Consider the following 23,046-nt stretch of genomic DNA (forward strand, 5'->3'; position numbering starts at 1 on the left):
TATGAGTGATGTCCTGAACGCCCTCGTCATTCTGGCCAATTTTGTCCTTGTGCCCGGCCTTGCCTATGGCAGTCAGCTGGCGCTTGGCGCGCTTGGTGTAACGCTTGTCTATGCGGTGCTGCGTTTTTCCAATTTCGCGCATGGCGAAACAATGGCGATCGGCACCATGTTCGTGATCCTCGCGACATGGGGCCTGCAGGCCGCCGGCATCGGGTTTGGGCCGTTGCCAACGGCGTTGCTGGCGCTTCCTGTCGGTATTTTTGCGGCGATCATCCTGTGTCTTGTCACCGACCGGCTGGTCTATCGCTATTACCGTCGTCAAAAGGCGTCCGGGGTGATCTATCTGATTGTCTCGGTTGGTGTGATGTTCGTCTATAACGGGTTGATCAGGTTTGTAATCGGTCCCCGCGACCAGGTATTCGCCGATGGCCAGCGCTTTATCATGAAGGCGCGCGAATTCAAGCAGTTGACCGGGCTGAACGAAGGACTTGCCATCAAGACGACGCAGGCGGTCACGGTCGTCACCGCCATAGTGACGGTTGCCGCCGTGTTCTGGTTCCTGAACCGGACCCGCACCGGCAAATCCATGCGTGCCTTTTCAGACAACGAGGATCTGGCGCTGTTGTCGGGGATCAATCCCGACCGGGTGGTGATGATTGCCTGGATCATGACAGCTGTGCTGGCGACCATTGCCGGCACCCTGTACGGGCTGGACAAGAGCTTCAAACCCTTTGTCTATCTGCAACTGCTGCTGCCGATTTTTGCCGCGGCAATCGTCGGCGGTGTCGGCAACCCGATCGGCGCGATTGCCGGCGGGTTTGTCATCGCCTTTTCCGAGCTTTTGGTCACCTTCGCCTACAAACGGGTGGTGACCTATATACTGCCCAATTCGATGGCACCTGAAACATTGGTCCAGTTCCTGTCGACGGATTATAAATTTGCCGTGTCATTCGTCATCCTGGTGATCGTCTTGCTGGTCAAGCCAACCGGCATCTTCAGTGGAAAATCGCTATGAGTGCTGTTGGCAGAAATCTGGGGCTTTTCGCCGTCATGGCGCTGCTGTTCGCCATCGTCGGGTTTGTGCAGAGCTGGGACGTGTCGCTGACATTGCTCAACATGTGCATCATTTCGGCCATTATGGCGCTCGGGGTGAATATCCAGTGGGGCTATGCCGGTCTGTTCAATGTCGGGACCATGGGGTTTGCGGCACTTGGCGGACTGGCCGCGATGCTGGTATCGGTGCCGCCGGTGGCCGGCGCATGGCAGGCTGGCGGCGCTGGTATTTTCGGCGGACTTGTGGCGGCGCTGGTGACGGTGGTGGCAGGTGTATCAACCTGGCGCCGGACAACGCATCTAGGACGTCGGCGCTATTGGCTGACAGGTATCGTTGTGCTTGTCGGCTATATCATGATGCGGGCGGTCATCGATCCGGCGGTCGAGGCCATCGAGGCTGTTGATGTTGCCACAGCCGGGTTCCTTGGCGGGCTTGGAATGCCGATCATTTTCTCGTGGATTGTCGGGGGCATATTTGCCGCCGGCGCGGCATGGGTGGTCGGCAAGATCTCGCTTGGCCTTCGTTCCGACTATCTTGCCATTGCCACACTCGGCATCTCCGAGATCATCATCTATTTCCTGAAATTCGAGGAATGGCTGACCCGCGGTGTGAAGAATGTCACCGGTCTGCCGCGCCCGGTTCCCTATGAGATTGACCTGAAACAATCCCCGGCCTTCCAGTCATGGGCCGATGGCCTGAACATGAGCGCCGAAACGGCCGCCTCGATCACTGTGAAGCTCTGCTATGCCGGTCTGTTTTCGGTGGTGCTGCTGATCGTGCTGTACCTGTCCGAGGTGGCGCTTCGTTCGCCCTGGGGACGGATGATGCGTGCCATACGGGACAATGAAACGGCCGCCGCGGCGATGGGCAAGAATGTCACCAGCCGGCATTTGCAGGTATTCATCCTTGGTTCGGCGGTGGTTGGTATTGCCGGGGCCATGCTGACGACGCTCGATGGACAGTTCAATCCGCCAACCTATCAGCCTCTGCGATTCACCTTCCTGATCTGGGTCATGGTGATCATCGGAGGGTCGGGCAATAACTGGGGCGCAGTGCTGGGTGGATTCATCATCTGGTTCTTCTGGATCGAGGCCGAGCCGATCGGGCTGTGGCTCATGGGGGCGTTGACATCAGGCCTTGCGGCCGACCACTGGCTGCGGCTTCATCTGATCGAGAGCGCCGCGCATATGCGTCTGCTGACGATGGGTCTGGTGCTGCTGCTGGTGTTGCGCTTTGCGCCGCGCGGACTGATCCCCGAAGTCAAACGCTGATCGGCCAGGCCGCGTCGGATGCACCATCTGGTTTCCGTCAGGCTTGCCAGCCACCCGTCGAATGCCCTAAACAGAGGCTCTGATATCACTGGCGGTTTTGCCGTCGATATCATCGGCGCATCTCGTTACTGAAAGGTCGTACCATGCTCGAGAAGTTCCAGCCTGTTCCTCCAGATCCCATTCTTGGCCTCGGCCAGCTGTTCGCCGCCGACACGCGGGACGGCAAAATCGACCTTGGGGTCGGTGTTTTCAAGGATGCTGCCGGCAACACGCCGATCATGAGCGCGGTAAAAAAGGCCGAAATCGTCCTTCACAACAGCCAGACCACCAAAACCTACAAGGGGCTTGGTGGTGACGAGGCCTTTCGTGACAGCATGCGTGAACTTGTTCTTGGCGATTCCGTACCGGCCGACCGGGTGGCAACAATCCAGACCCCGGGTGGCACAGGTGCCATTCGCCAGCTCTATGAAACGATCAAGAAGATCAATGGCGAGGCGACATTGTGGCTCAGCGATCCGACCTGGCCGTCACACATAGGCATTGCCAAACATATGGGCATGCCGATGCGCAGCTACAGCTATTTCGACAGCGCGACCAGCACCGTCGATTTCGACGCGATGATGCGCGATCTTGCCGATGTAAAGCCACAGGATGTGGTCATGCTTCACGGCTGCTGTCACAACCCGACAGGGGCCAATCTCGACGCCTCGCAATGGGACGCGGTGACGGACCTGCTTCTGGCCAAGGGTGCGATACCGTTTGTCGACATCGCCTATCAGGGGTTTGGCGATGGGCTGGATGCAGATGCTGCCGGCCTGCGGGCGATGGCGTCCCGTGTTCCTGAAATGCTGATCGCGGCATCATGTTCAAAGAATTTCGGCCTGTATCGCGATCGTGTGGGCTGTGCGATGGCGATCTGCGAGACCGCCGCCCAGCATGATGTCGTCAGCCGCAATCTGGCTGTTCTCAACAGGCTGAATTACTCGTTCGCGCCTGATCATGGCGCGGCGCTTGTGGCGATCATCCTTGGTGATCCGACGCTTCGTGCCGAATGGGAAACAGAGCTTGCCGACATGCGGGACACCATGCTGACGATCCGCCAGAATCTGGCCGATGAACTTCGCCGCCAGTGCAATACCGACAGGTTCGATTTCATCGCCACACATCGTGGGATGTTCTCGCGGCTCGGACTGGACAAGGACAGCGTCGAGGTACTTCGTGAAAAACACGCCATGTATGTTGTCGGTGACAGCCGGATCAATATCGCCGGCCTGTCTGGCGGACGGTATGAGCCGTTTGCCGCGGCAGTTGCCAAGGTGCTGGCGGCCTAGGTCGCAAGCCCAGTTTGCGGCACAGAGGAGGGCAGGCAGGTGACACAGGTACGGCTCAGAACAGGTGGCCAGCTGTTGATGGACAGCCTTGTCGGCCTTGGTGCGACCCGCGGTTTCGGCGTGCCGGGCGAATCCTATCTGGCTGTCCTCGATGCAATGGTTGACCATGCCAGCGCCTTTGACCTTGTCCTGTGCCGACAGGAAGGCGGCGCGGCCTACATGGCGGCGGCGTGGGGCAAGCTGACAGGCGCGCCCGGGTTGTGTTTCGTTACGCGCGGCCCCGGGGCAACCAACGCCACTGTTGGCATTCACACCGCGATGCAGGATTCAGTGCCGATGATCCTGTTTGTCGGTCAGGTTGGAACCGATGTGAAGGGCCGCGAGGCATTTCAGGAAGTGGATTATGCCGCCTTTTTCACGCCGCTGGCGAAATGGGCGGTGGAAATCGATCATGTCGACCGGGTTCCCGAGATCATGAGCCGGGCCTGGACGGTGGCGCTCAGTGGTCGGCCCGGCCCGGTCGTGGTGGCGCTTCCCGAGGACATGCTTGTCGCGACATCTGAAGCGCTGCCCTGTGGGCCGGTGGTTATTCCCGAACCGTCACCCTCGGCATCCGATGTGGCCGCGATCAAGGCCAGACTGGACGCGGCCGAACGTCCGGTGATCCTGCTTGGCGGCACCCGCTGGACCGACAAGGCTGCCCGCGCGATGGAAGGCTTTGCCACTGCGAATGATGTTCCCGTGGTCGCCGCTTTCCGGTTCCATGACATCATCGACAATGGCTGCGCCGCCTATGTCGGGGATGCCGGTGTGGCGATGAATGGCTATATGAAGACGCTGCTTCGCGAGGCTGATCTGATCCTCGCGGTGAATATTCGCTTTGGTGAGTTGACGACGGATGGCTACAGCCTGTTCACCGCGCCGCGGATGGCTGCAACACTGATTCACAGCCACGCATCGGATGGGGAGATCGGTAAAATCTATACGCCCGACCTGCCGATCCATGCCGGGCCGAACGCAATGGCTGCTGCACTGGCGACGATCACCCTTGCCGACAGTTCGACCAGAACCGCGTGGTACGAGGCGGCCCGCGCCGATTATCTGGCGTCTTTGACGCCACCGGCCCAGCCTGGCGATGTGGATATGGGGGTCATTACCGCGCAGATACAGAAGATGCTTCCGGCGGATGCCATTGTCACCCACGGGGCTGGAAATTTCTCGATCTGGCCGAACAAGTTTCTGACCTATGGCCGCGACCAACGCCTGCTTGGTCCGCAGAGTGGATCAATGGGATTCGGGCTTCCGGCGGCGCTGGCGGCAAAGGTGCATGACCCGTCGCGATTTGTGCTGTGCTTTGCCGGCGACGGTGATTTCCAGATGAATGGTACCGAGCTTGGCACCGCCCTGCAATCCGGGCTGAACCCGGTTATCCTGATCATCAACAACAGCAGCTATGGCACCATCAGGATGCATCAGGAGCGGCATTATCCAACCCGCGTTTCAGGAACCGAAATCGTCAATCCTGATTACATGGCCATCGCCGCCGCCTATGGGTTTCATGGTGAGCGGGTGATTAGGACCGAGGAATTCACAGCCGCTTGGGAGCGTGCCTGCGCTGCCCCATCCGGCGCGATTGTCGAGATTGTCACCGCGACCGAAGCCATTTCGCCGCGCACGACGATCAGCGCCCTTCGTGCTGCGGCAACGGAATGACCATCCTGCCGGACAGGCCCGCAATCCGCATGATCAATGTCCATGCCGAAGGCGAACTCGGCTATGTCGTAACCGACGGTCTGCCTGCTATTCCCGGCGCGACGATTGCCGACCGGCTGGCTTTCCTGAATTCAGGTGACGGCTGGCTTCGTCGTCATCTGATGCTGGCGCCGCGCGGCAATCCCGCCTGTTCGGTCAATCTTCTGATGCCTCCGGTTGACCCCCGTGCCGACGCCGCCTTCATCATCCTGCAGCCGGACCGCGCGCATGCCAGTTCCGGATCGAACAGCATCTGCGTGACAACGGCATTGCTTGAAACCGGCAGGGTCGAGATGCGCGAACCGGAAACGGTGGTGACACTGGAAACAGCCGCTGGCCTGGTGACAGCCCGCGCAGAATGCCGGAATGGCAAGTGCGAACGGGTGCATCTCGATATGGTACCGGCCTTTGTCGAGGCGTTGGATGTTCCGCTGGACTCGGACCAGTGGGGCCGGATCAGCGCGGATATCTGTTATGGCGGGGTGTTTTACGCGCTTGTCGATGTCGGGCAGGTGGGTCTGGACATTCTACCCGGACACGCGGCGCGGCTTGCCGAAATCGGCATGGCATTGAAGCAGGAATTCAACAACGCGCATGATATCATCCATCCGCAGATCCCGGCCATCAGCAGCATTGCCTATGTGATGTTTCGCCAGCTGCTGTCATCCGGTGAAACGCGCACCGCCACCATCATGCCACCTGGACGACTTGATCGAAGCCCTTGCGGAACAGGGTCTTCGGCGCATCTTGCGGCGCTCTATGCACGCGGGGCCATCGCGGTTGGCGAGACCATCACAACATGTTCGGTCATCGGTTCACAATTTGATGTCACCCTGACTGGCACCGGTGAGGTTGCCGGTCGGCCGGCGGTGCTGCCACGGATCAGCGGGCGTGGCTGGCGGTTTGGCGAGACCGTGATCGATTGTGATCCGGGTGATATCTTTGCTGACGGCTATGCCATAAGCGATGTCTGGGGACCGGATGCCGGCAGCCTCAACTGGCCATGACGGACCGGAATGAATTTGCGAACGGAGCAGGATACATGACCCCCCATCTGGATATCGAGTTTGTCCGCAGCCAGTTTCCGGCCTTTTCCGAGCCGACATTGGCCGGGCAGGCGTTTTTCGAGAATGCCGGCGGATCCTACACATGCCGTCAGGTCATTGACCGGCTGCACAGGTTCTATACCCAGCGCAAGGTCCAGCCATATGCCCCCTATGCTGCCAGTCGGGCCGGCGGCGATGAAATGGATGAAGCCCGGTCGCGGCTGGCCGCGATGTTGAATGTCGAGACAGATGAACTCGGCTTCGGTCCCTCGACCAGCCAGAACACATATGTGTTGGCACAGGCTTTTGCCGAGACTTTGGCGTCAGGTGATGTTGTGATCGTGACCGATCAGGATCATGAGGCCAATAGCGGGGCGTGGCGGCGGCTTGCATCACGCGGCATGGAAATCCGTGAATGGCATGTCGATGCCGAAACTGGCCAGCTGGAAACCGACCGTCTTGCCGAGCTTCTTGACGGACGGGTGAAACTTGTCTGTTTTCCGCATTGTTCGAACATTGTCGGGCAGGAAAACCCGGTGTCCCGGATCGTGAAGATGGCGCATGCCGCCGGTGCTGTCACCTGTGTCGACGGGGTCAGCATGGCACCGCACGGGTTCCCCGACATCGGCGCGCTTGGCACCGACATCTATCTGTTTTCGAGCTACAAGACCTATGGGCCGCATCAGGGTATCATGGTGGTCCGACGCGGGCTTGCCGACAGGCTGGCCAATCAGGCGCATTTCTTCAATGCCGGGTCGCGGACCAAGCGGTTTACGCCGGCGGGTCCGGACCACGCGCAGGTGGCCGCCGCCGCCGGCATGGCGGATTATGTCGACGCGCTTTATGACCATCATATCGGTGGTGATGCTGGCCCGGCGGAGCGGGCGCGTCTGGTCACAGCGATGCAGCGCGCGCATGAAGACCGGACATTGGCCCCGCTGCTGGAATTTCTTGGCAGTCGCAATGATGCACGGATCCTGGGACGTGGTGATGTGGGGGGCGATACCGGGCGGGTGCCGACGGTGGCCCTCGACACCGCCCGCCCGGCTGCGGCGATCGCCGAGGCGCTTGCCGGGCATGGCGTGATGGCCGGGGCCGGTGATTTCTATGCGCTTCGGACAATTGGTGCGATGGGGTGTGATGCCGAGGCCGGTGTGCTGCGCCTGAGTTTTGTTCATTACACGACGGATGCCGAGGTCAGACAGCTGATGGATGGGCTTGACGCCTGCCTGTAAGCTGGTCCTGTCTTCGCGCAGCGGTTTTCGCGCTGCCTTTCCCCGGCATTGAGATATGGCTGGCTAAGCGGTGTCTGTAAACGTATCGTGACGCTTGTCTGGCACGCACATGCAATAGCACCGGCCAGGGATAGACTGGCCACAGGGATAGACTGGCCACAGGAATAGACCGCCAATGTTTGATTTTGACGAAGTGATCGATCGCCGAGGCACCCATTCCCAGAAGTGGGACGGTATGGACCGTTATGGCGTGCCTGCGGATACCGGCATCCCCCTGTGGGTTGCCGATATGGATTTTCGCGCCGCACCGCCAATCAACGCCGCGCTCCAGCGCATGGTCGATCACGGTGTTCATGGCTATTACGGGAATGATGCCAGCTTCCGCGCTGCCATGGTGGCGTGGATGAAACGTCGTCATGATTGGGATATCGACCCTGAATGGGCGCTTCAGACACATGGTCTGGTCAACGCGCTGGCGATGATCATCCAGTCCTGTTCGGTGCCGGGTGATGGCGTTATCGTCTTTTCGCCGGTCTATCACGCCTTTGCGCGCATTATCAACGCCAATGACAGACAGCTTGTGGAATCGTCGCTTGTCATCAGGGACAACAGGTTCCACATGGATCTGGAGGCGCTGGAGGGCATGCTTACCGGCACCGAAAGATTGCTGTTCCTGTGTTCGCCGCACAACCCCGGTGGTCGGATCTGGGCAGTTGATGAACTTCGCGCGCTGGCCGATCTGTGTGACCGCCACGACATCATTCTTGTCAGCGACGAGGTGCATCACGATCTGGTCATGCCCGGCCACAAGCACCACATCACCGCAAAGGTGGCGCCTGAAATCGCTGACAGGCTGATTACGCTGGTGGCAACAAGCAAGACATTCAACATTGCCGGCATCGAAACAGGCAGCATATTGATTGCCAACCCTGAATTGCGCACTCGTGTGGCAAAGGCCCGTGCCGCAATGTCGATCACGAACAATCGTTTCGGCATGATCATGGCCGAGGCCGCCTATGAATCCGGTGATGAATGGCTTGATGCGCTGCTGTCCTATCTCGACACGAACCGGCGGCTGTTTGCCGAGTCGATTGCCGCCATTCCCGGCCTGTCGGTGATGGATCTTGAGGCAACCTATCTTGCCTGGGTGGATTTTGCAGGTACAGGCATGACGCGCGAGGAATTCACGGCGCGCCTGCGCCAGGCCGGACTTGCGCCAAGCGAGGGGCACAGCTTTGGTCCGGAAGGGGAATTGTGCATGCGTTTCAATCTGGCCTGCAGACAGGCACTCCTCGCCGAAGCGATGCAGCGCCTTGCCGGGGCGTTTTCAGACCTGCAATAGACCCCGGCCGCCCGGATCAGGCCATCTTGTGATGGCCCATCCAGCATGGCCCATCCAGCATGGCCCGTCCGCGATGGACAGCTATATGGTTTCAGACGATTTTCACCTCGAAATCGGCGATCCCGTCAACACCGCCTGTCAGCACGTCACCGCGCTGGACCGCGCCAACACCTGCCGGGGTGCCCATGAAGACAACGTCACCTTCGCGCAATGTGTACATGGTCGATAGGTCGGCGATGATCTCGGGAACCGACCAGACCATCTGCGACAGGTCGGCGTCCTGCTTGATTTCGCCATTCTGCTCGAGGTGAATGCGTCCGGCACCAACTGACGGCACCTCGGCCATCTGGCGAAGCGGGGTGACGACAGCCGACTGCTCGACATCCTTTGATGTATCCCAGGGGCGGCGTGTCTCCTTGGACTTGTTCTGGAGATCGCGCCGTGTCATGTCGATGCCGGCAGCCGCGCCAAAGATATGCGACAGCGCGTCAGCTTCGGCAATGTTCGTCCCGCCGCTCTTCAGCGCAAAGACAAGTTCCATCTCGTAATGATAGTTCTCGGTCCGCGGCGCATAGGCGATTTCACCTTCGGCCATGACAAGCGTGGTTGGTGATTTGGTGAAATAGAAGGGGGCCTCGCGGTCGACAACAGCCCCCATTTCGGCGGCATGCGCCTCATAGTTTCGCCCGACGCAGAAGATCCGGTTTACCGGAAACAGCTTGTCACTGCCAAAGATCGGAATAACGGCGGGGGCGGGAGGCTGGAACAGATAGTTGGTCACGGTGATATCCTCATGAAACAGGGTGCGATGGCTGCTGGTGTCGCAGGGTGCATACAGACTGCGCATAACCTAGCCGAGACTGCCCGACCGGCGCAACAAAGACCTAGAGCCTGCAGCCATGCCATGTCACACTGCATGTCACACTGCCGCGCATTCCCACAGCCGTTACGCAGCATATGCACTTCTTCTTTCGTCAGCACAGCCACCGCACAGCCTCTTTGATTGTGTTTCTGTCCTCAGCTGTCTGGGGAATCATGTGGTTGCCCATGCGCGAGGCTGAATCGCTGGGGCTGGCGCCGATCTGGGTGCAGGGTCTGTTCATGCTGATGCCGGCGCTGGTGATGATGCCGTTTGCCCTTCGGGCAACCTTGGCGGCGCGTCGGCACTGGCTGATCTATCTTGCGGCAGGGGGGCTGATCAATGCCGGCTTCACCTGCTTCGGGCTTGGCCTGATGATGGCTTCGGTCAGCAAGACAACGGTGCTGTTCTATCTGACACCTGTCTGGGGAACGATCCTTGGCAGGGTCTGGCTTGGCGAACGACCGGGCGGGCTTCGCTGGCTTGCTGTCGGTGCGGCCGTTGTCGGATGCGCCCTTGTCATGCAGCTGGACCCGTGGCGGATGGCATTCGAGCCGGTCGATCTTCTGGGGCTGTCCTCGGGGCTGCTGTGGGGCGCAGGCAGTGCTGTCCTTCGACGTTATCCCGAGGCTGATTTTCGCAACACGACCTTTGTCCAATATTGTTTTGGTGTCGTGCTGGCCGGCCTTGTGATCATGATCATGGATGTGCCGACGCCGGCACTGGCGGATATTGCCGCCGCGACGCCGTGGGCCGTTGCCTTCGGCGCGTTCCTGTTTCTGCCGGCGCTGATGCTGGTATTCCGGATCAGCCAGTATCTGTCACCGGGGCTTGTCGGCATCCTGATGCTGTCCGAGGTGCTTGTCGCGGCGAGTACGGCGGCGCTGTTCCTTGGTGAGCGGCTTTATCCGGCGCAGCTGCTTGGCGTCGGGCTGATTATCGCCGCGGGGGCGGCCGTGGCCCTGTCAGGCCCGCACAGCCGTCACCATGAAGGCCCTAGAGGCTGAACCGCGAGAATACCCGGCGGGCATTGTCCTCGAAGATCATCTGCCGCTGCGCGTCGGTAAGGCGCGTGCTGGCGTCAATATAGCGCTTTGTATCATCGTAATAATGACCGCTTCGTGGATCGATTCCCCGCACGGCGCCAATCATCTCCGAGGCGAACAGGATATTCTCGGTTGGAATCACATCGACCAGCATGTCGATGCCGTCCTGGTGATAGACACAGGTGTCAAAATAGATGTTGCCGAGAACACGTTCGTTCAGATCACCAAGTCCCATATCCTGTGCCATGCCGCGGAACCGGCCCCAGTGATAGGGAACCGCGCCGCCACCATGCGGGATGATGAATTTGATCTGCGGGAAGTCGGTAAAGACGTCCGACATCATGAAATGTACAAAGGCGGTTGTGTCCGCCCCGAGATAGAAAGAGCTGGTGGTGTGCATCGCCGGATGACAGGCACCGCTGACATGGATCATCGCCGGCACGTCCAGATCACACATCGCTTCATAGAATGGATACCAGTATTTGTCGCCAAGCGGCATGTCCTTCCAGTAGCCGCCTGACGGATCCGGGTTCAGATTGCAGCCGATAAAGCCCATCTCGTCGACACAGCGGCGAAGCTCGGCGATGCTGGCTTCGATCGGGGTCTGCGGACTTTGCGGCAGCTGGCAGACAGGAACGAAATTCCGCGGGAACAGATCACAGACCCGGCGGATGAGATCATTGCAATGTTCCGTCCATGCCTGCGATGTCGTGGCGTTGCCGACATGATGCCCCATCCAGCTTGCCCGCGGCGAAAAGACGGTTACGTCGGTGCCGCGTTCCTGTTGCACGCGAAGCTGGTTCGTCTCGATGCTTTCACGGATTTCATCATCGGTGACGGCCATCGCGCCTTTTTCACTGACATGGTCGGGATCAGCCGCGACGGCGGCCTTCTGGGCGTCGCGCCAGTCGCCGACGCCGGGGGGTGTGGTTGTGTAATGGCCGTGGCAATCAATGATCATGGTGGTGTCTCCCGTGGGGCAATCAGCTGCTGAACTGACGTTCGATGATATCCATCACCTGCATCGCAGGCAGGCATTGTGCAAGACTGGAATTGGGCTCGCGTCCCTCGCGAATGGCGGCGATGAACTCGCGGTCAATCAATTCGATGCCATTTGTCGACACATCCACATTGCTGACATCGATCTGGTTTTCATGACCGTCATACAGGTCGTCATACCGGGCGATGTAGGTGTTGTTGTCGCAGATATAGCGGAAATAGGTGCCAAGTGGCCCGTTGTTGTTGAACGACAATGACAAGGTACACAGCTTGCCGCTTGCCGTCTTCATGATGATGGCCATGTCCATGGCGATGCCAAGCTCGGGGTGGTGTGGTCCCTGAATGCCATGAACCTCTGTCACCATTTCGCCTGTCTGATACATGAACAGGTCAATGGTGTGACAGGCATGGTGCCACAGCAGATGATCGGTCCAGCTCCGCGGGCTGCCATCGGCGCTGATATTCTTGCGGCGAAAGAAATAGGTCTGGACATCCATCTGCTGGACGGACAGCTCGCCAGCCGTAATCAGATTATGCACATATTGATGCGAGGGGTTGAAGCGCCGCACATGCCCGGCCATCGCGACAAGCCCTGTCTCCTTCTGTTTCGCGACAAGCGCCTCGGAATCGGCAAGGCTGTCGGCCATCGGAATTTCGATCAGCACATGTTTGCCGGCATTCATCGCGGCAAGTCCCTGTTCGGCATGCATGCCGGTCGGCGTGGCCAGGATCACAGCATCAATGTCGGGCATCGCCAGGCTTTCCGCCAGATCGGTTGTGGCATGTGCCGCGCCATAGGCGGCGGCAAGTTCCTGTGTCGGCTCCAGACGACGACCGACTATCGATGCAATTTCGACCCCGTCGATCAGTTTCAGCGCATCAAGATGCTTTTTGCCAAAGGCGCCACCGCCCGCAAGACAGATTTTCATGGGATCAGCTCCGTTCCATTTTCGATGTGATGGCCTGTTCAATCAAAGCGATCTGCTCGGCAAGCGCCGCATCGGGTGCCAGCGTCAGGTCGAGCGCCCCCATATCGTCCTGCCAGGCAATGGTGCCGGTGGTCATCGCCGGGGGAATATCAAGCGCGCGGAGCGTCTTTGCGACCTCGCGCATTTCGGCGGCGCGGCGGATGCCATGCGCCGTCATCCGTTCCATGTTATAGGCCGCCTGTTCAGCCCACCCCATCTTCGGCTGCGAGGCGTCAAGCGAATTTGCCACCTCGTCGGCAACACCTGCCTTGATCGCGGCGCGGAAACATTCTGCGGTCAGGGCCTCGATGCCCTTTATCATGACGGACCGCAGCATCTTGATGGTCGAGGCGCGCCCTATGTCACTGCCGACAAATCGTGGCCGCAACCCGGCATGGCCCAGCCGTGTGGCGACAGCTTCGGGGTCGGGGGCGGCGGCCAGCATAGGTGTTTCATGGCCACGAGGTTCGATCGGTGCCATGACGGCAACATCGACATATACGCCGCCAGCGGTTTCGACCGCCCTGCCGGCAGTCTGCTTGGTCGTGGGCGCACAGCTGTTCATGTCGAGATAGAGCGCGCCCTGCGGCAGATGTCGCGCCGCAAGGCCGGCGACGGTGGCTGCCTGATCGGCTGTTACCACCGAGATCACGATATCGGCGTCGGCGACGGCTTCCTGCGGTGATGCCGCGGCGTCAACGCCGGCAGACCTGATCCGTGCGGTCATGGCGGCGGCGATCGTGTCATCATCGTCGACAAGCTTGATGTCGAAGGCCCGCAGGGTCGGCCTGCCGCCATCCGCCGCGCCAAGGCTGGTTGCGATTGCCAGCCCGGCTTCACCAAATCCAATCAGGGCAATGATCATGTTTCAACTCCCATATCAACTGGATAGCAAACTGGCAGCAAACACGCCATGCCGGCAGGATAGAATTTCGGCATGGCACCTTGCCAAGCTTTTATGGTCAATATGCTGTTCATCACGCTATGATCCCGTCATCGGGACGGTTTTGCGAACGCCCCGGAGCCAGACAGGGAGCCTGACAATATGTCCGGTCACCAATATGTCCGGTAACAGGGCCTTTTGAGAGGTGGCATGATGTCTCCTTCGGGAACAAGATGTATGTGGATGAGGGGCGGCACCTCGAAAGGCGGCTATTTTCTGGCGTCTGATCTGCCGGGGGACACTGCCGCGCGCGACGCGCTGTTGCTGCGGGTCATGGGATCGCCCGATGCCCGCCAGATCGATGGTATGGGTGGAGCCAACCCGCTGACAAGCAAGGTGGCGGTAGTCTCTGCCGCTGAACGTGACGATTGTGATGTCGATTATCTGTTTCTGCAGGTCTTTGTTGACCGGGATCTGGTGTCCGACGCGCAGAATTGCGGCAACATCCTTGCCGGTGTCGGCGCCTTTGCCATCGAGCGTGGTCTTGTGCCGGTATCCGGCGACACCACTGATGTGCGAATCTTCATGCGCAATACGGGGCAGGTGGCAACCGCCAGCATCGCCACGCCGGACGGCCGGGTATCCTATGCCGGCGATGAATCCATCGACGGCGTTCCTGGAAGCGCCGCCCCGGTGCCGCTTGTCTTTGATGACGTCGCCGGATCGATGTGCGGATCACTGCTGCCAACCGGCAATGAGGTCGACCTGGTCGAGGGGGTTCAGGTCACGATGATCGACAATGGTATGCCAATCGTCGTGCTTCGCGCTGCCGACATGGGGATCACCGGCTATGAAACGCCGGCCGATCTGGATTCCAATGACGATCTGAAGGCACGGCTGGAGGCGCTGCGTCTTGCCTGTGGCAGGATGATGAACCTTGGTGACGTCACCGAAAAGTCGGTTCCGAAGATGACGATGGTAGCGGAAGCGCGTCATGGCGGGGCCTTCATGACACGAAGCTTCATTCCGCATCGATGCCACGACACCATCGGTGTGTTCGCCGCCGTCAGTGCCGCCACCGCGGCGCTGCTGCCGGCAAGCCCGGCGAATGCCATTGCGCGGATCCCGGAAGGCGTGCGCAAGGTGATGGCGGTCGAGCATCCAAATGGGGCCACTGCCTGTGTTCTGGAATGTGACGGGGATGACAACGTCCTGAAGGCCGGGATGATGCGTACCACCCGCAAACTTTTCGACGGCATGATTTTCTGAGGGAAGATGAACATGAACGACAATGACAAGAACTTCGGCGACAAGAACACCGGTGACAAGAATACCGGCGGCGAGGTTACCTGGCATCCCGATCCCAAGACGCCCGATTTCGTGGTGCCGGACGGGGCTGTCGACGCGCATTGCCATGTTTTCGGACCGGCGGACGAATTTCCCTTCGCGCCGGAGCGCAAATACACCCCCGGCGATGCCGGCAAGGACATGCTGTTCGCGCTTCGCGATCATCTTGGCCTGTCGCGTAATGTGATTGTCCAGGCAAGCTGTCATGGCAAGGACAACAGCGCGATGATCGACGCGCTTCGGGCATCCGGCGGGTTGGCGCGGGGTGTTGCGGTGGTGGCGCACGACATTGCTGATGCAGACCTCGACATGATGCATGAAGCCGGGGTGCGCGGGGTCAGGTTCAATTTTGTCAAACGGCTTGTCGATGCGACACCGCGCGAGGTGTTCATGCGGACCGCCGAACGTGTGCAGCGCCTTGGCTGGCACATTGTGGTGTATTTCGAAGCCCCCGATCTTGCCGATCTGTCACCCTTCCTGAAGGAACTTCCGGGCATCGTTGTGGTCGACCATATGGGTCGCCCGGATGTCAGCCAGCCGGTGGACGGGCCAGACTTCACCCGCTTTGTGACGCTGATGGAAGAGCTGCCGACCCTGTGGACCAAGGTCAGCTGTCCTGAACGCCTGACCGTTGCCGGGCCGCCTTATGACGATGTGGTGCCGTTTCAGCGCTATCTTGTCGAGCGGTTCACGGACCGGGTGCTGTGGGGCACGGACTGGCCTCATCCCAACATGAAATCGCACCGGCCCGATGACGGGCTGCTGGTCGACACCATCGCGCGCATCGCGCCGACACCGGCGCTTCAGCAGGCGCTGCTGATCGACAATCCAATGCGGCTTTACTGGTCAGACGCCTGATCTAGTCTGCCGTTTTGCGGCTGGCCAGCACCCGGCCGACAATGACAACCGCCAGCGCGCTGACCCCGGCGCATATCTTGGCGGCATGGTCGGGTAGGGTTGCCATATAGTCCTGCAGCAACGGGTCGTTGGCAATCAGATCACCGGCAAGCCAGCCAAGCAGGGCGGCGCCAAAGGTGATGATGATGGGGTAGCGCTGCATCATTTTCAGTATCAGCGCGCTGCCGCCAATGATGATCGGCACGCTGAGAAGCAGACCGAATACGACAAGCGCCATATTGCCCTTGGCAGCCGCGGCGATGGCGACCGAATTGTCGAGGCTCATCACGAAATCGGCGATGATGATGGTGCGGACAGCTTCCATCAGGCTGGCGGATTGCTTGATCGCACCTTCATCGATGTTCTCTTCCTCGGCCAGCAGTTTTACGCCGATCCAGAGCAATAGCAGCCCGCCAATCAGTTTCAGCGACGGCACTGTCAGCAACGTGCTTGCGAAGAACACCAGAAGAACCCGCAGCCCGATGGCGCCGGCTGTGCCCCAGAGAATGCCGAGCCGTCTTTGCCGCGGGGGAAGGTTGCGGCAGGCCAGGGCAATGATGATGGCGTTGTCGCCGCCAAGAATAATATCAATCGCAATGATCTGAAGAATTGCGATGACGAGCGCGTCATCGAACATGGCGGCAGGGCACTCCGACAGGTGACAGGCTTCGTCGGATATAGACGCTCCCCCCTGTCTTCGCAATCCATTATCTTTGTCATCAATCAGGGATGGTCGTTAACCATGCACAGGCAGTGCGGAATCACCTTTTCCCCTGAAAAATCCCTGATATAGTTTCCGTCATGACGTCATCCTTCTGAAAAACAACATAAATAAAATTGATAATGATTTTGATAATCATTATCAAAAATGTCTTGCAATATGCGACGATTTTGCATTTGATAATCATTCTCATCTAACGGACACTTTCACCATGTTGGAGATTTTCAATATGCGTTTTGCATTGCCAAAGGCACCGGCACGGGCGGCGTTCAAACGCTACGGAACAGCCATGCTGGCGGGATTTGCCGCACTTTTCATGGCTGGTGGTCCGGTTGCGGCCAGCGCTGCCGAGATCAATATCTATTCGCATCGCCAGCAATTCCTGCTGCAGCCGTTCCTTGATGCCTTTACGGCCGAAACCGGCATCAGGACGCGCGTTGTCTACGCCGCCAAGGGGTTGGCGCAACGTCTTCTTGCCGAAGGCGAGGCCAGCCTGGCTGATGTCATTCTGACAGTCGATATATCGCGGCTCAGCGAATATGCCGAGCTTGATCTGCTGGCGCCGGTGGACTCGCCGGTTCTGGAAAGCAATGTACCGGCGCATCTGCGGGCATCCGACAATCGCTGGTTCGCCTTTTCAACACGGGCACGGCTGGTGGCGACGTCGGTTGACAGGGTGGCCGAGGATGCCATTGCCGATATCGAGGACCTTGCCAGGCCCGAATGGAAAGGTCGGATCTGCAGCCGCAAGGGAAGCCATGTCTATAACCGGTCGCTGATGGCGTCGATCATCGCCGCGAACGGGGCCGATGCGGCCGAGGCATGGGCCGGCAATATGGTTTCGAATTTCGCCCGCAAGCCGCAGGGCAATGACCGCGCGCAGGCGAAAGCCATTTTTCAGGGCCAGTGCGATGTGGCGATCATGAACCACTATTATTACGGCAATATGCTGTATGGCGATCAGGCCGAGCAGAAAAACTGGGCAAACGCCATCCGGCTTGTGTTCACAAATCAGGGCGGTCGTGGCACCCATGTCAATATTTCGGGTGGCGGGATGGCGCGGCACAGTCCCAATCCCGATGGCGCGCGCCGGTTTCTGGAATTCCTGACGACACCTGTTGCCCAGCAACTCTATGGCGAGGTCAATTTTGAATATCCGGTCAATCCGACCGTGGCACCGGGTGGTGTGTTGTCTTCATGGGGTGATTTCAAGCGTGACAGTCTGGCCATCGAGCGGCTTGCCGAACTGGCTCCGGACGCGCAGATGATTATTGATCGGGTCGGATGGTAGCCACCTTTCTGTCATATTGGTCAGGCCGGCCGGCCCGTCATATCGATGGCTGGTCGGTTTCTGCAATTGTGATATGTCTTTTCATCCTCGGACCGATCCTGGCGCTGTGGATGATGGCCTTTGGCGACAGTCAGGGCCTGTGGCGGCATCTGGTGTCGACGGTATTGCCGCGCTATGTCCTGAACACGGTTCTGTTGATGTTCGGGGTCGGTGTGCTGACGATCCTGTTCGGTGTCAGCACGGCCTGGGTTATCACGCGCTACAGCTTTGTTGGCAAACGGGTTTTTGAATGGCTGCTGCTGCTGCCGGCGGCGATCCCGGCCTATATCATCGCCTATACCTATACCGATTTTCTGGAATATGCCGGTCCGGTTCAGTCGCTTCTTCGTGACATGTTTGGCTGGCAGCGCCCGATGGATTACTGGTTCCCGGATATTCGCTCGCTCGGCGGGGCGGTTCTTGTCATGTCGACAGTGCTTTATCCCTATATCTATATGGTAACGCGGATTGCGTTCCGCCTCACACCGGCCAGCCTGTTCGAGATCGCGCTTGTTCATGACAGGTCGCAATTCTGGTCGGTTGGTCTGCCGCTCGCCCGACCGGCGATTACCGCCGGGCTGGCGCTCGTTCTGATGGAGGTGGTGTCCGATTTCGGGACAGTTGAATATTTTGCCGTCGAGACAATTACGCTTGGCATCTTCAATGTCTGGCTTGGCATGAACAATATTGTGGCGGCGGCGCAGATTTCCCTGTTCGGGTTTGTCTTCATCCTCAGTCTGCTTGCGCTCGAACTGTATGCCAGATCGCGCCAGCGTTTTGCCGGCAACGGCAAATCCGCCACAGAATTACAGCCCTTGCGGCCCGGCGTGAAAGGGCAGATTGCCTGCCAGGCTGTCTGTGCGCTGCCGCTGTGTCTCGGATTTGTCATTCCGGTCGGGGTGTTGCTGAAATTCGTGCTTGGGAATCCGATCACCGACCAGTTTGGCCAGGTTGTCGACACGGTGGGTGCCACGATGCTGATGGCCGGCGCGGCGGCGGTGCTGATTGTTGTCGTGTCGACGCTACTGGTTCTGGCGGCAACCTATCGGGGCGGGGTCATGGTACGCCGTCTGACTGTTGCTGCTTCCAGCGGCTATGCCATTCCCGGAACAATGCTGGCCATCGGTGTGCTGGTGTTTGCGGGTGTGGTTGACCGCACCTATGCCGGATTGGTGGGGGATCCGCGTGCGACATTGCTTCTGGGGGGCGCCGGCATTCTTCTCACGGCCTATCTGGTGCGCTTTCAGGCGGTCGGTTACGGCGCGCTGATGTCGGGGATCAGACGGCTCCCGGACAATATGATGAATGCCAGCCGGGTTCTGGGCAACGGATTTGGCAGCAGCCTGAAGCGGGTGATCCTGCCGTTGCTTCGTGGCTCGATGCTGGCCGGTGGGTTGCTGTGTTTTGTCGATATCATGAAAGAGCTGCCAATCACGCTGTTGCTGCGGCCCTTTGATTTCGAGACGCTTGCCACCTACACCTATCAGTTCGCCAAGGACGAGATGCTCGAGGCGGCGGCCCTGCCGGCCCTGATGATTGTCGTCGCCGGGCTGGTGCCGGTGATTCTGATGAACAACATGCTGCGCCGCGCGGGCTAGACTTCGCAGGGGCCGTCGTGGTTTAGTTGGCGCCGGTGCATTGGGGGCGGTTCGGGCCCACTCTTCTGAATGAGGTGTCGTCATGGCCGTGATCGCCTGTGTTGACGATCTGCGCAAGCAGATGGAGCGGCGTGTTCCGCGCATGTTCTTTGATTACTGCGAGAGTGGGTCCTGGACAGAATCCACATTCAACGCGAATGAAACCGACCTTCAGGACATCAAGTTCCGCCAGCGCGTGGCGATTGATGTCTCGAAGCGCAGCACCGCCATGAAGATGCTGGGACAGGAAGTGCCGATGCCGGTGGCGCTGGCGCCGACCGGTCTTGCCGGCATGCAGCATGCCGATGGTGAAATTCTGGCCGCCCAGGCCGCCGAGTCCTTTGGGGTTCCCTTTACCCTGTCGACAATGTCGATCTGCTCGATCGAGGATGTTGCTGAAAACACAAGCAAGCCATTCTGGTTTCAGCTTTATGTGATGCGCGACCGGAAATTCATCCGCAATCTTGTCGAACGGGCAAAGGCCGCCAACTGTTCGGCATTGATGATCACGCTTGACCTGCAGATCATGGGGCAACGCCACAAGGATGTCCGCAACGGGCTGTCGGCACCGCCGAAACCGACTCTGAAAAATATGATCAATCTTGCCACCAAGCCGTCCTGGTGCCTTGGCATGCTGGGAACGCGCCGTCGCGAATTCCGCAATATTGTCGGTCATGTCGATGGTGTGGGGGATATGTCGTCACTTGCCGACTGGACGGTCAGCCAGTTCGATCCCAGCCTGTCCTGGGATGACGTTCGTGAAATCCGCAGACAATGGGGTGGCAAGATCATCATCAAGGGAATTCTTGACGTCGAGGATGCGCGCCAGGCGGTGAATGTCGGTGCTGATGCGGTGGTGGTGTCGAATCATGGCGGGCGTCAGCTTGACGGTGCGCCATCGTCGATTGCGGCGCTGCCCGCCATTGTCGACGCCATTGGCGACAAATGCGAGGTCTGGATGGATGGTGGCATCCGCACGGGCCAGGACGTGCTGCGTGCCGTGGCGCTTGGCGCGAAGGGAACGCTGATTGGGCGCGCCTTTCTATATGGTCTTGGTGCCGGTGGCCGCGACGGTGTCACCAAGGTTCTCGAGATCCTGCACAAGGAACTCGATCTGACAATGGCGCTGTGCGGGCGCTCAAACCTGGCCGACGTCGATGACTCGATCCTGATCCGCTAGCCGGTTCCGACCGTCTGGCGATAGAAATCCGGATCCGTTGCGCCCTCGGTGCCGACCAGAAGAACAACCGCATCCGGCCCCATTCCCAGCTGGTCCCATGACGCGCCATCGGCATGCATGGCCAGCAGCGCGGCCAGCCCCGAGGTTGAACATTCACCGGCTTCGATCGACTTTGTGCGATCATGGAACCAGCGCATCAACGGGGCCACCGATTCATCGCCAATGGTCACGCAATGGCTGATTGTCGGCTTCAGGATGTCCCAGGCAAGATCCGACACCTCGCCACAGGACAGGCCTGCCATCAATGTTTCCTCGGTAATGTCGAACAATGTCGGTGTCCCGGCGACAAGACTGTTGCGCATGCAGGCGCTCATATGTGACTCGACGGCGATCATCCGGCCAAGCGACGATCCTGCGGCCTGCCAGAGAGGTGCCACGATTCCCGCCGCCAGCCCGCCAACCCCCACGGGCAGCATGGCATGGCTTGGTGCCGCGCCAAGCTGGGTCAGGATTTCACGCGCCATCACCGTATAGCCGGCCATCACCATCAGCGGCACCTCGTGATATCCCGGCCACGAGGTGTCCGAGACAATCTGCCAGCCATGTGTGGCGGCATCCTGCTTGCAGGCGGCAAGCGACGCCTCGTAATTGCCATTGATCCGGATCACCTCGGCACCGAATGCCGCCATCGCATCTTCACGGGCCTTGCTGACATGCGCATGGATATAGATCTTTGCGGCACATCCGGCCCGGGCCGCCCCCCAGGCCACTGACCGGCCATGATTGCCGTCGGTGGCGGTGGCGACGGTCAGGTCGGTGGCGCTGCCGCCGGACGCCTCGATCCGGCTTGCCAGCGCGGCAACCGCATAGGCACCGCCAAGTGCCTTGAACGAGCCAAGGCCGAAACGGGCTGATTCATCCTTGTACACGACCCGTGCCACGCCAAGATGGGCGGCGACCTCCGGCAGTTCGTGGAGCGGGGTGGGCGTATATCCGGACCAGCCGGTGATCACTGCCTCGGCAGCATCCATCGCGGCCATGTCGAGCGAACCGGCCCGGTTGGGGAAGGGGCCGCTGGTATGCCCCGGATTGGCATCCAGCGTGAAGCTGGCCAGGGCTGTTGTCAGATCGGTGTCCATAGGGTGTGAACCTCTTGCTGGATTGTTCGGGGCCGGTCGACTCTGGGCCCGGTCGACTCTGGGCCCGGATGCGGCGTCAGTAGCGCCCCTTGCGGTTGGCGCCGGCATAGAAGATGTCCGACAGCCGTTCATTCGCCTCATCGCGGAATTTGATATCTCCGGCCTGCATGGCGGCTTCGGGCCGCGGGGCCACATCATGGTTCCGGTATCTGTCCGTGCCGCGTGCCTGCTGCACCCAGATCCGGCCGATCACCTGTTCGACATTCGGTGCGATATAGCTCTGCATGGCAAAGCCGATCCGCCGTTCGCCGGACATGTTCGGTCCTGATCCGTGGACAATCCGCGGGTGATGCAGCGACAGCTGACCGGGTTTCAGCGGCACCGCGACGGCGGCGGCCTCGTCGACATCGGGAACGGTCTGGCCCCGGGTCAGAAGATTGTCCTCGCCAAAGGTGTCGACATGTTCGATCAGCGGCGCCTTGTGCGAGCCGGGGATCATCCGCATGCAGCCATTTTCCTCGTTCACATCGCTGATCGCCAGCCATCCGGTCACCCAGTCATGCGGCTCCAGCCCGATATAGCGGGCATCCTGATGCCAGCTGATAAAGCCCTTAGTTTCCGGTTCCTTGATGAACAGCGTGGTGCCGGCGACCAGAATGTCCGGCCCGATTACATCCTGAACAGCGTCCAGGATGCGGCTGTCATGGGTGATCTGGTCAAGCACCGGCAGCACATAATGCGCGTTGTTGCGGTTCGCGCCCGCCAGCTCGTCCGGCCAGACCTGTTCGGCCTCCTCCAGCGCGGCGCGGATGGCCGCTGCCTCGTCGGCGCTGAAAATATCGATTGGCGCGACAAACCCGTCGCGGTCATAGGCGGCCTGCTGGGCCTCGGTCAGTCGGATCGGCATGCTGATCACCCAAAATATATATCCTGCAGGAGGTGAGAGTGCCCTACCCGTGCGCCGGACGCAAAGCCTTTGCGCATCATGGCCGGTGGCTGCGTCTTCTCG

Annotated in this window: 20 protein-coding genes; 13 read left to right on the top strand and 7 right to left on the bottom strand. The window is 59.8% G+C overall.

Annotation, left to right across the window (positions count from 1 at the left end; translation table 11 throughout):
* The first annotated feature begins 1 nt into the window (after nt 1).
* The 7 genes from AB3X55_00600 to AB3X55_00630 all read left to right on the top strand — a co-directional run bounded on the left by AB3X55_00600 (nt 2) and on the right by AB3X55_00630 (nt 9,031).
* Nucleotides 2–1,015, top strand: coding sequence for a branched-chain amino acid ABC transporter permease (locus tag AB3X55_00600; GenBank protein MEX0502076.1), 1,014 nt, complete (start codon nt 2–4; stop codon nt 1,013–1,015).
* Nucleotides 1,012–2,325, top strand: coding sequence for a branched-chain amino acid ABC transporter permease (locus tag AB3X55_00605; GenBank protein MEX0502077.1), 1,314 nt, complete (start codon nt 1,012–1,014; stop codon nt 2,323–2,325). The genes AB3X55_00600 and AB3X55_00605 overlap by 4 nt, the downstream gene beginning before the upstream one ends.
* 143 nt (nt 2,326–2,468) lie before the next feature.
* Nucleotides 2,469–3,656 carry an aromatic amino acid transaminase gene (locus tag AB3X55_00610; GenBank protein MEX0502078.1) on the top strand — a complete coding sequence of 396 codons (1,188 nt, stop codon included), beginning with the start codon at nt 2,469–2,471 and terminating at the stop codon, nt 3,654–3,656.
* Between the two features lie 39 nt (nt 3,657–3,695).
* The gene (locus tag AB3X55_00615) at nt 3,696–5,369 is read left to right on the top strand and encodes a thiamine pyrophosphate-dependent enzyme (protein MEX0502079.1); all 1,674 of its coding nucleotides are present in this window, start codon (nt 3,696–3,698) and stop codon (nt 5,367–5,369) included.
* Entirely contained in the window at nt 5,366–6,415 is a 1,050-nt protein-coding gene (locus tag AB3X55_00620) for a proline racemase family protein (protein ID MEX0502080.1), read from the top strand. The genes AB3X55_00615 and AB3X55_00620 overlap by 4 nt, the downstream gene beginning before the upstream one ends.
* 35 nt (nt 6,416–6,450) lie before the next feature.
* Nucleotides 6,451–7,689, top strand: a complete 1,239-nt coding sequence (locus AB3X55_00625) for an aminotransferase class V-fold PLP-dependent enzyme (protein ID MEX0502081.1) — start codon at nt 6,451–6,453, stop codon at nt 7,687–7,689.
* Between the two features lie 175 nt (nt 7,690–7,864).
* Nucleotides 7,865–9,031, top strand: a complete 1,167-nt coding sequence (locus AB3X55_00630; protein ID MEX0502082.1) for a MalY/PatB family protein — start codon at nt 7,865–7,867, stop codon at nt 9,029–9,031.
* A gap of 91 nt (nt 9,032–9,122) precedes the next feature.
* Here the strand turns inward: AB3X55_00630 and AB3X55_00635 are convergent, their stop codons facing one another.
* Nucleotides 9,123–9,878 carry a fumarylacetoacetate hydrolase family protein gene (locus AB3X55_00635; protein MEX0502083.1) on the bottom strand — a complete coding sequence of 252 codons (756 nt, stop codon included), beginning with the start codon at nt 9,876–9,878 and terminating at the stop codon, nt 9,123–9,125.
* Nucleotides 9,879–9,988: 110 nt separating this feature from the next.
* Here AB3X55_00635 and AB3X55_00640 point away from each other — a divergent pair, with 110 nt between their 5' ends.
* Nucleotides 9,989–10,897 carry a DMT family transporter gene (locus AB3X55_00640; protein MEX0502084.1) on the top strand — a complete coding sequence of 303 codons (909 nt, stop codon included), beginning with the start codon at nt 9,989–9,991 and terminating at the stop codon, nt 10,895–10,897.
* On the opposite strand, the gene AB3X55_00645 is transcribed toward AB3X55_00640, so the two are convergent.
* Genes AB3X55_00645 through AB3X55_00655 form a run of 3 tightly spaced genes read right to left on the bottom strand, consistent with a single transcriptional unit; the run spans nt 10,887 to nt 13,768 of the window.
* Nucleotides 10,887–11,897 carry an amidohydrolase family protein gene (locus AB3X55_00645; GenBank protein MEX0502085.1) on the bottom strand — a complete coding sequence of 337 codons (1,011 nt, stop codon included), beginning with the start codon at nt 11,895–11,897 and terminating at the stop codon, nt 10,887–10,889. The two genes, AB3X55_00640 and AB3X55_00645, sit on opposite strands and share 11 nt — an antisense overlap.
* Before the next feature lie 22 nt (nt 11,898–11,919).
* On the bottom strand, nt 11,920–12,864 hold the full coding sequence (locus AB3X55_00650; protein ID MEX0502086.1) for a Gfo/Idh/MocA family oxidoreductase: 945 nt from the start codon (nt 12,862–12,864) through the stop codon (nt 11,920–11,922).
* Nucleotides 12,865–12,868: 4 nt separating this feature from the next.
* Entirely contained in the window at nt 12,869–13,768 is a 900-nt protein-coding gene (locus tag AB3X55_00655) for a DUF1932 domain-containing protein (GenBank protein MEX0502087.1), read from the bottom strand.
* A 228-nt stretch (nt 13,769–13,996) separates the two neighbouring features.
* Between AB3X55_00655 and AB3X55_00660 the strand changes: the two genes are divergently transcribed.
* Both AB3X55_00660 and AB3X55_00665 read left to right on the top strand, forming a co-directional pair.
* Nucleotides 13,997–15,055: a 4-oxalomesaconate tautomerase gene (locus tag AB3X55_00660; protein ID MEX0502088.1), complete on the top strand. Its 1,059-nt coding sequence runs from the start codon at nt 13,997–13,999 to the stop codon at nt 15,053–15,055.
* 12 nt (nt 15,056–15,067) lie between these two features.
* Nucleotides 15,068–15,991 carry an amidohydrolase family protein gene (locus tag AB3X55_00665; protein ID MEX0502089.1) on the top strand — a complete coding sequence of 308 codons (924 nt, stop codon included), beginning with the start codon at nt 15,068–15,070 and terminating at the stop codon, nt 15,989–15,991.
* Nucleotide 15,992: 1 nt separating this feature from the next.
* Here AB3X55_00665 and AB3X55_00670 read toward each other — a convergent pair whose 3' ends face one another.
* A complete protein-coding gene (locus AB3X55_00670; GenBank protein ID MEX0502090.1) occupies nt 15,993–16,667 on the bottom strand; it encodes a TerC family protein in 675 nt (224 codons plus the stop codon).
* A 313-nt stretch (nt 16,668–16,980) separates the two neighbouring features.
* Between AB3X55_00670 and AB3X55_00675 the strand changes: the two genes are divergently transcribed.
* From AB3X55_00675 to AB3X55_00685, 3 genes are all read left to right on the top strand, one after another.
* The gene (locus AB3X55_00675) at nt 16,981–18,042 is read left to right on the top strand and encodes an extracellular solute-binding protein (protein ID MEX0502091.1); all 1,062 of its coding nucleotides are present in this window, start codon (nt 16,981–16,983) and stop codon (nt 18,040–18,042) included.
* Nucleotides 18,036–19,679, top strand: a complete 1,644-nt coding sequence (locus AB3X55_00680; GenBank protein ID MEX0502092.1) for an ABC transporter permease — start codon at nt 18,036–18,038, stop codon at nt 19,677–19,679. Before AB3X55_00675 ends, AB3X55_00680 begins: the two co-directional genes overlap by 7 nt.
* A gap of 82 nt (nt 19,680–19,761) precedes the next feature.
* Entirely contained in the window at nt 19,762–20,898 is a 1,137-nt protein-coding gene (locus AB3X55_00685; GenBank protein MEX0502093.1) for an L-lactate dehydrogenase, read from the top strand.
* Here the strand turns inward: AB3X55_00685 and AB3X55_00690 are convergent.
* Complete coding sequence (locus tag AB3X55_00690) at nt 20,895–22,037, bottom strand: diaminopropionate ammonia-lyase (GenBank protein MEX0502094.1); 1,143 nt, start codon at nt 22,035–22,037, stop codon at nt 20,895–20,897. The two genes, AB3X55_00685 and AB3X55_00690, sit on opposite strands and share 4 nt — an antisense overlap.
* 76 nt (nt 22,038–22,113) lie before the next feature.
* Nucleotides 22,114–22,944, bottom strand: coding sequence for a phytanoyl-CoA dioxygenase family protein (locus tag AB3X55_00695; GenBank protein ID MEX0502095.1), 831 nt, complete (start codon nt 22,942–22,944; stop codon nt 22,114–22,116).
* Nucleotides 22,945–23,046 lie beyond the last annotated feature (102 nt).

It is taken from the genome of Alphaproteobacteria bacterium LSUCC0719 (assembly GCA_040839025.1).
Taxonomy (GTDB): domain Bacteria; phylum Pseudomonadota; class Alphaproteobacteria; order Puniceispirillales; family Puniceispirillaceae; genus UBA8309.

Bases quoted from the DNA above. Each gene is read 5' to 3' on its own strand.
- AB3X55_00675 (MEX0502091.1), top strand. From the start codon at position 16,981: ATGCGTTTTGCATTGCCAAAGGCACCGGCACGGGCGGCGTTCAAACGC.
- AB3X55_00600 (MEX0502076.1), top strand. From the start codon at position 2: ATGAGTGATGTCCTGAACGCCCTCGTCATTCTGGCCAATTTTGTCCTT.
- AB3X55_00610 (MEX0502078.1), top strand. From the start codon at position 2,469: ATGCTCGAGAAGTTCCAGCCTGTTCCTCCAGATCCCATTCTTGGCCTC.
- AB3X55_00635 (MEX0502083.1), bottom strand. From the start codon at position 9,878: ATGCGCAGTCTGTATGCACCCTGCGACACCAGCAGCCATCGCACCCTG.
- AB3X55_00620 (MEX0502080.1), top strand. From the start codon at position 5,366: ATGACCATCCTGCCGGACAGGCCCGCAATCCGCATGATCAATGTCCAT.
- AB3X55_00660 (MEX0502088.1), top strand. From the start codon at position 13,997: ATGATGTCTCCTTCGGGAACAAGATGTATGTGGATGAGGGGCGGCACC.
- AB3X55_00650 (MEX0502086.1), bottom strand. From the start codon at position 12,864: ATGAAAATCTGTCTTGCGGGCGGTGGCGCCTTTGGCAAAAAGCATCTT.
- AB3X55_00670 (MEX0502090.1), bottom strand. From the start codon at position 16,667: ATGTTCGATGACGCGCTCGTCATCGCAATTCTTCAGATCATTGCGATT.
- AB3X55_00605 (MEX0502077.1), top strand. From the start codon at position 1,012: ATGAGTGCTGTTGGCAGAAATCTGGGGCTTTTCGCCGTCATGGCGCTG.
- AB3X55_00680 (MEX0502092.1), top strand. From the start codon at position 18,036: ATGGTAGCCACCTTTCTGTCATATTGGTCAGGCCGGCCGGCCCGTCAT.
- AB3X55_00685 (MEX0502093.1), top strand. From the start codon at position 19,762: ATGGCCGTGATCGCCTGTGTTGACGATCTGCGCAAGCAGATGGAGCGG.
- AB3X55_00625 (MEX0502081.1), top strand. From the start codon at position 6,451: ATGACCCCCCATCTGGATATCGAGTTTGTCCGCAGCCAGTTTCCGGCC.
- AB3X55_00630 (MEX0502082.1), top strand. From the start codon at position 7,865: ATGTTTGATTTTGACGAAGTGATCGATCGCCGAGGCACCCATTCCCAG.
- AB3X55_00640 (MEX0502084.1), top strand. From the start codon at position 9,989: ATGCACTTCTTCTTTCGTCAGCACAGCCACCGCACAGCCTCTTTGATT.
- AB3X55_00665 (MEX0502089.1), top strand. From the start codon at position 15,068: ATGAACGACAATGACAAGAACTTCGGCGACAAGAACACCGGTGACAAG.
- AB3X55_00645 (MEX0502085.1), bottom strand. From the start codon at position 11,897: ATGATCATTGATTGCCACGGCCATTACACAACCACACCCCCCGGCGTC.
- AB3X55_00690 (MEX0502094.1), bottom strand. From the start codon at position 22,037: ATGGACACCGATCTGACAACAGCCCTGGCCAGCTTCACGCTGGATGCC.
- AB3X55_00655 (MEX0502087.1), bottom strand. From the start codon at position 13,768: ATGATCATTGCCCTGATTGGATTTGGTGAAGCCGGGCTGGCAATCGCA.
- AB3X55_00695 (MEX0502095.1), bottom strand. From the start codon at position 22,944: ATGCCGATCCGACTGACCGAGGCCCAGCAGGCCGCCTATGACCGCGAC.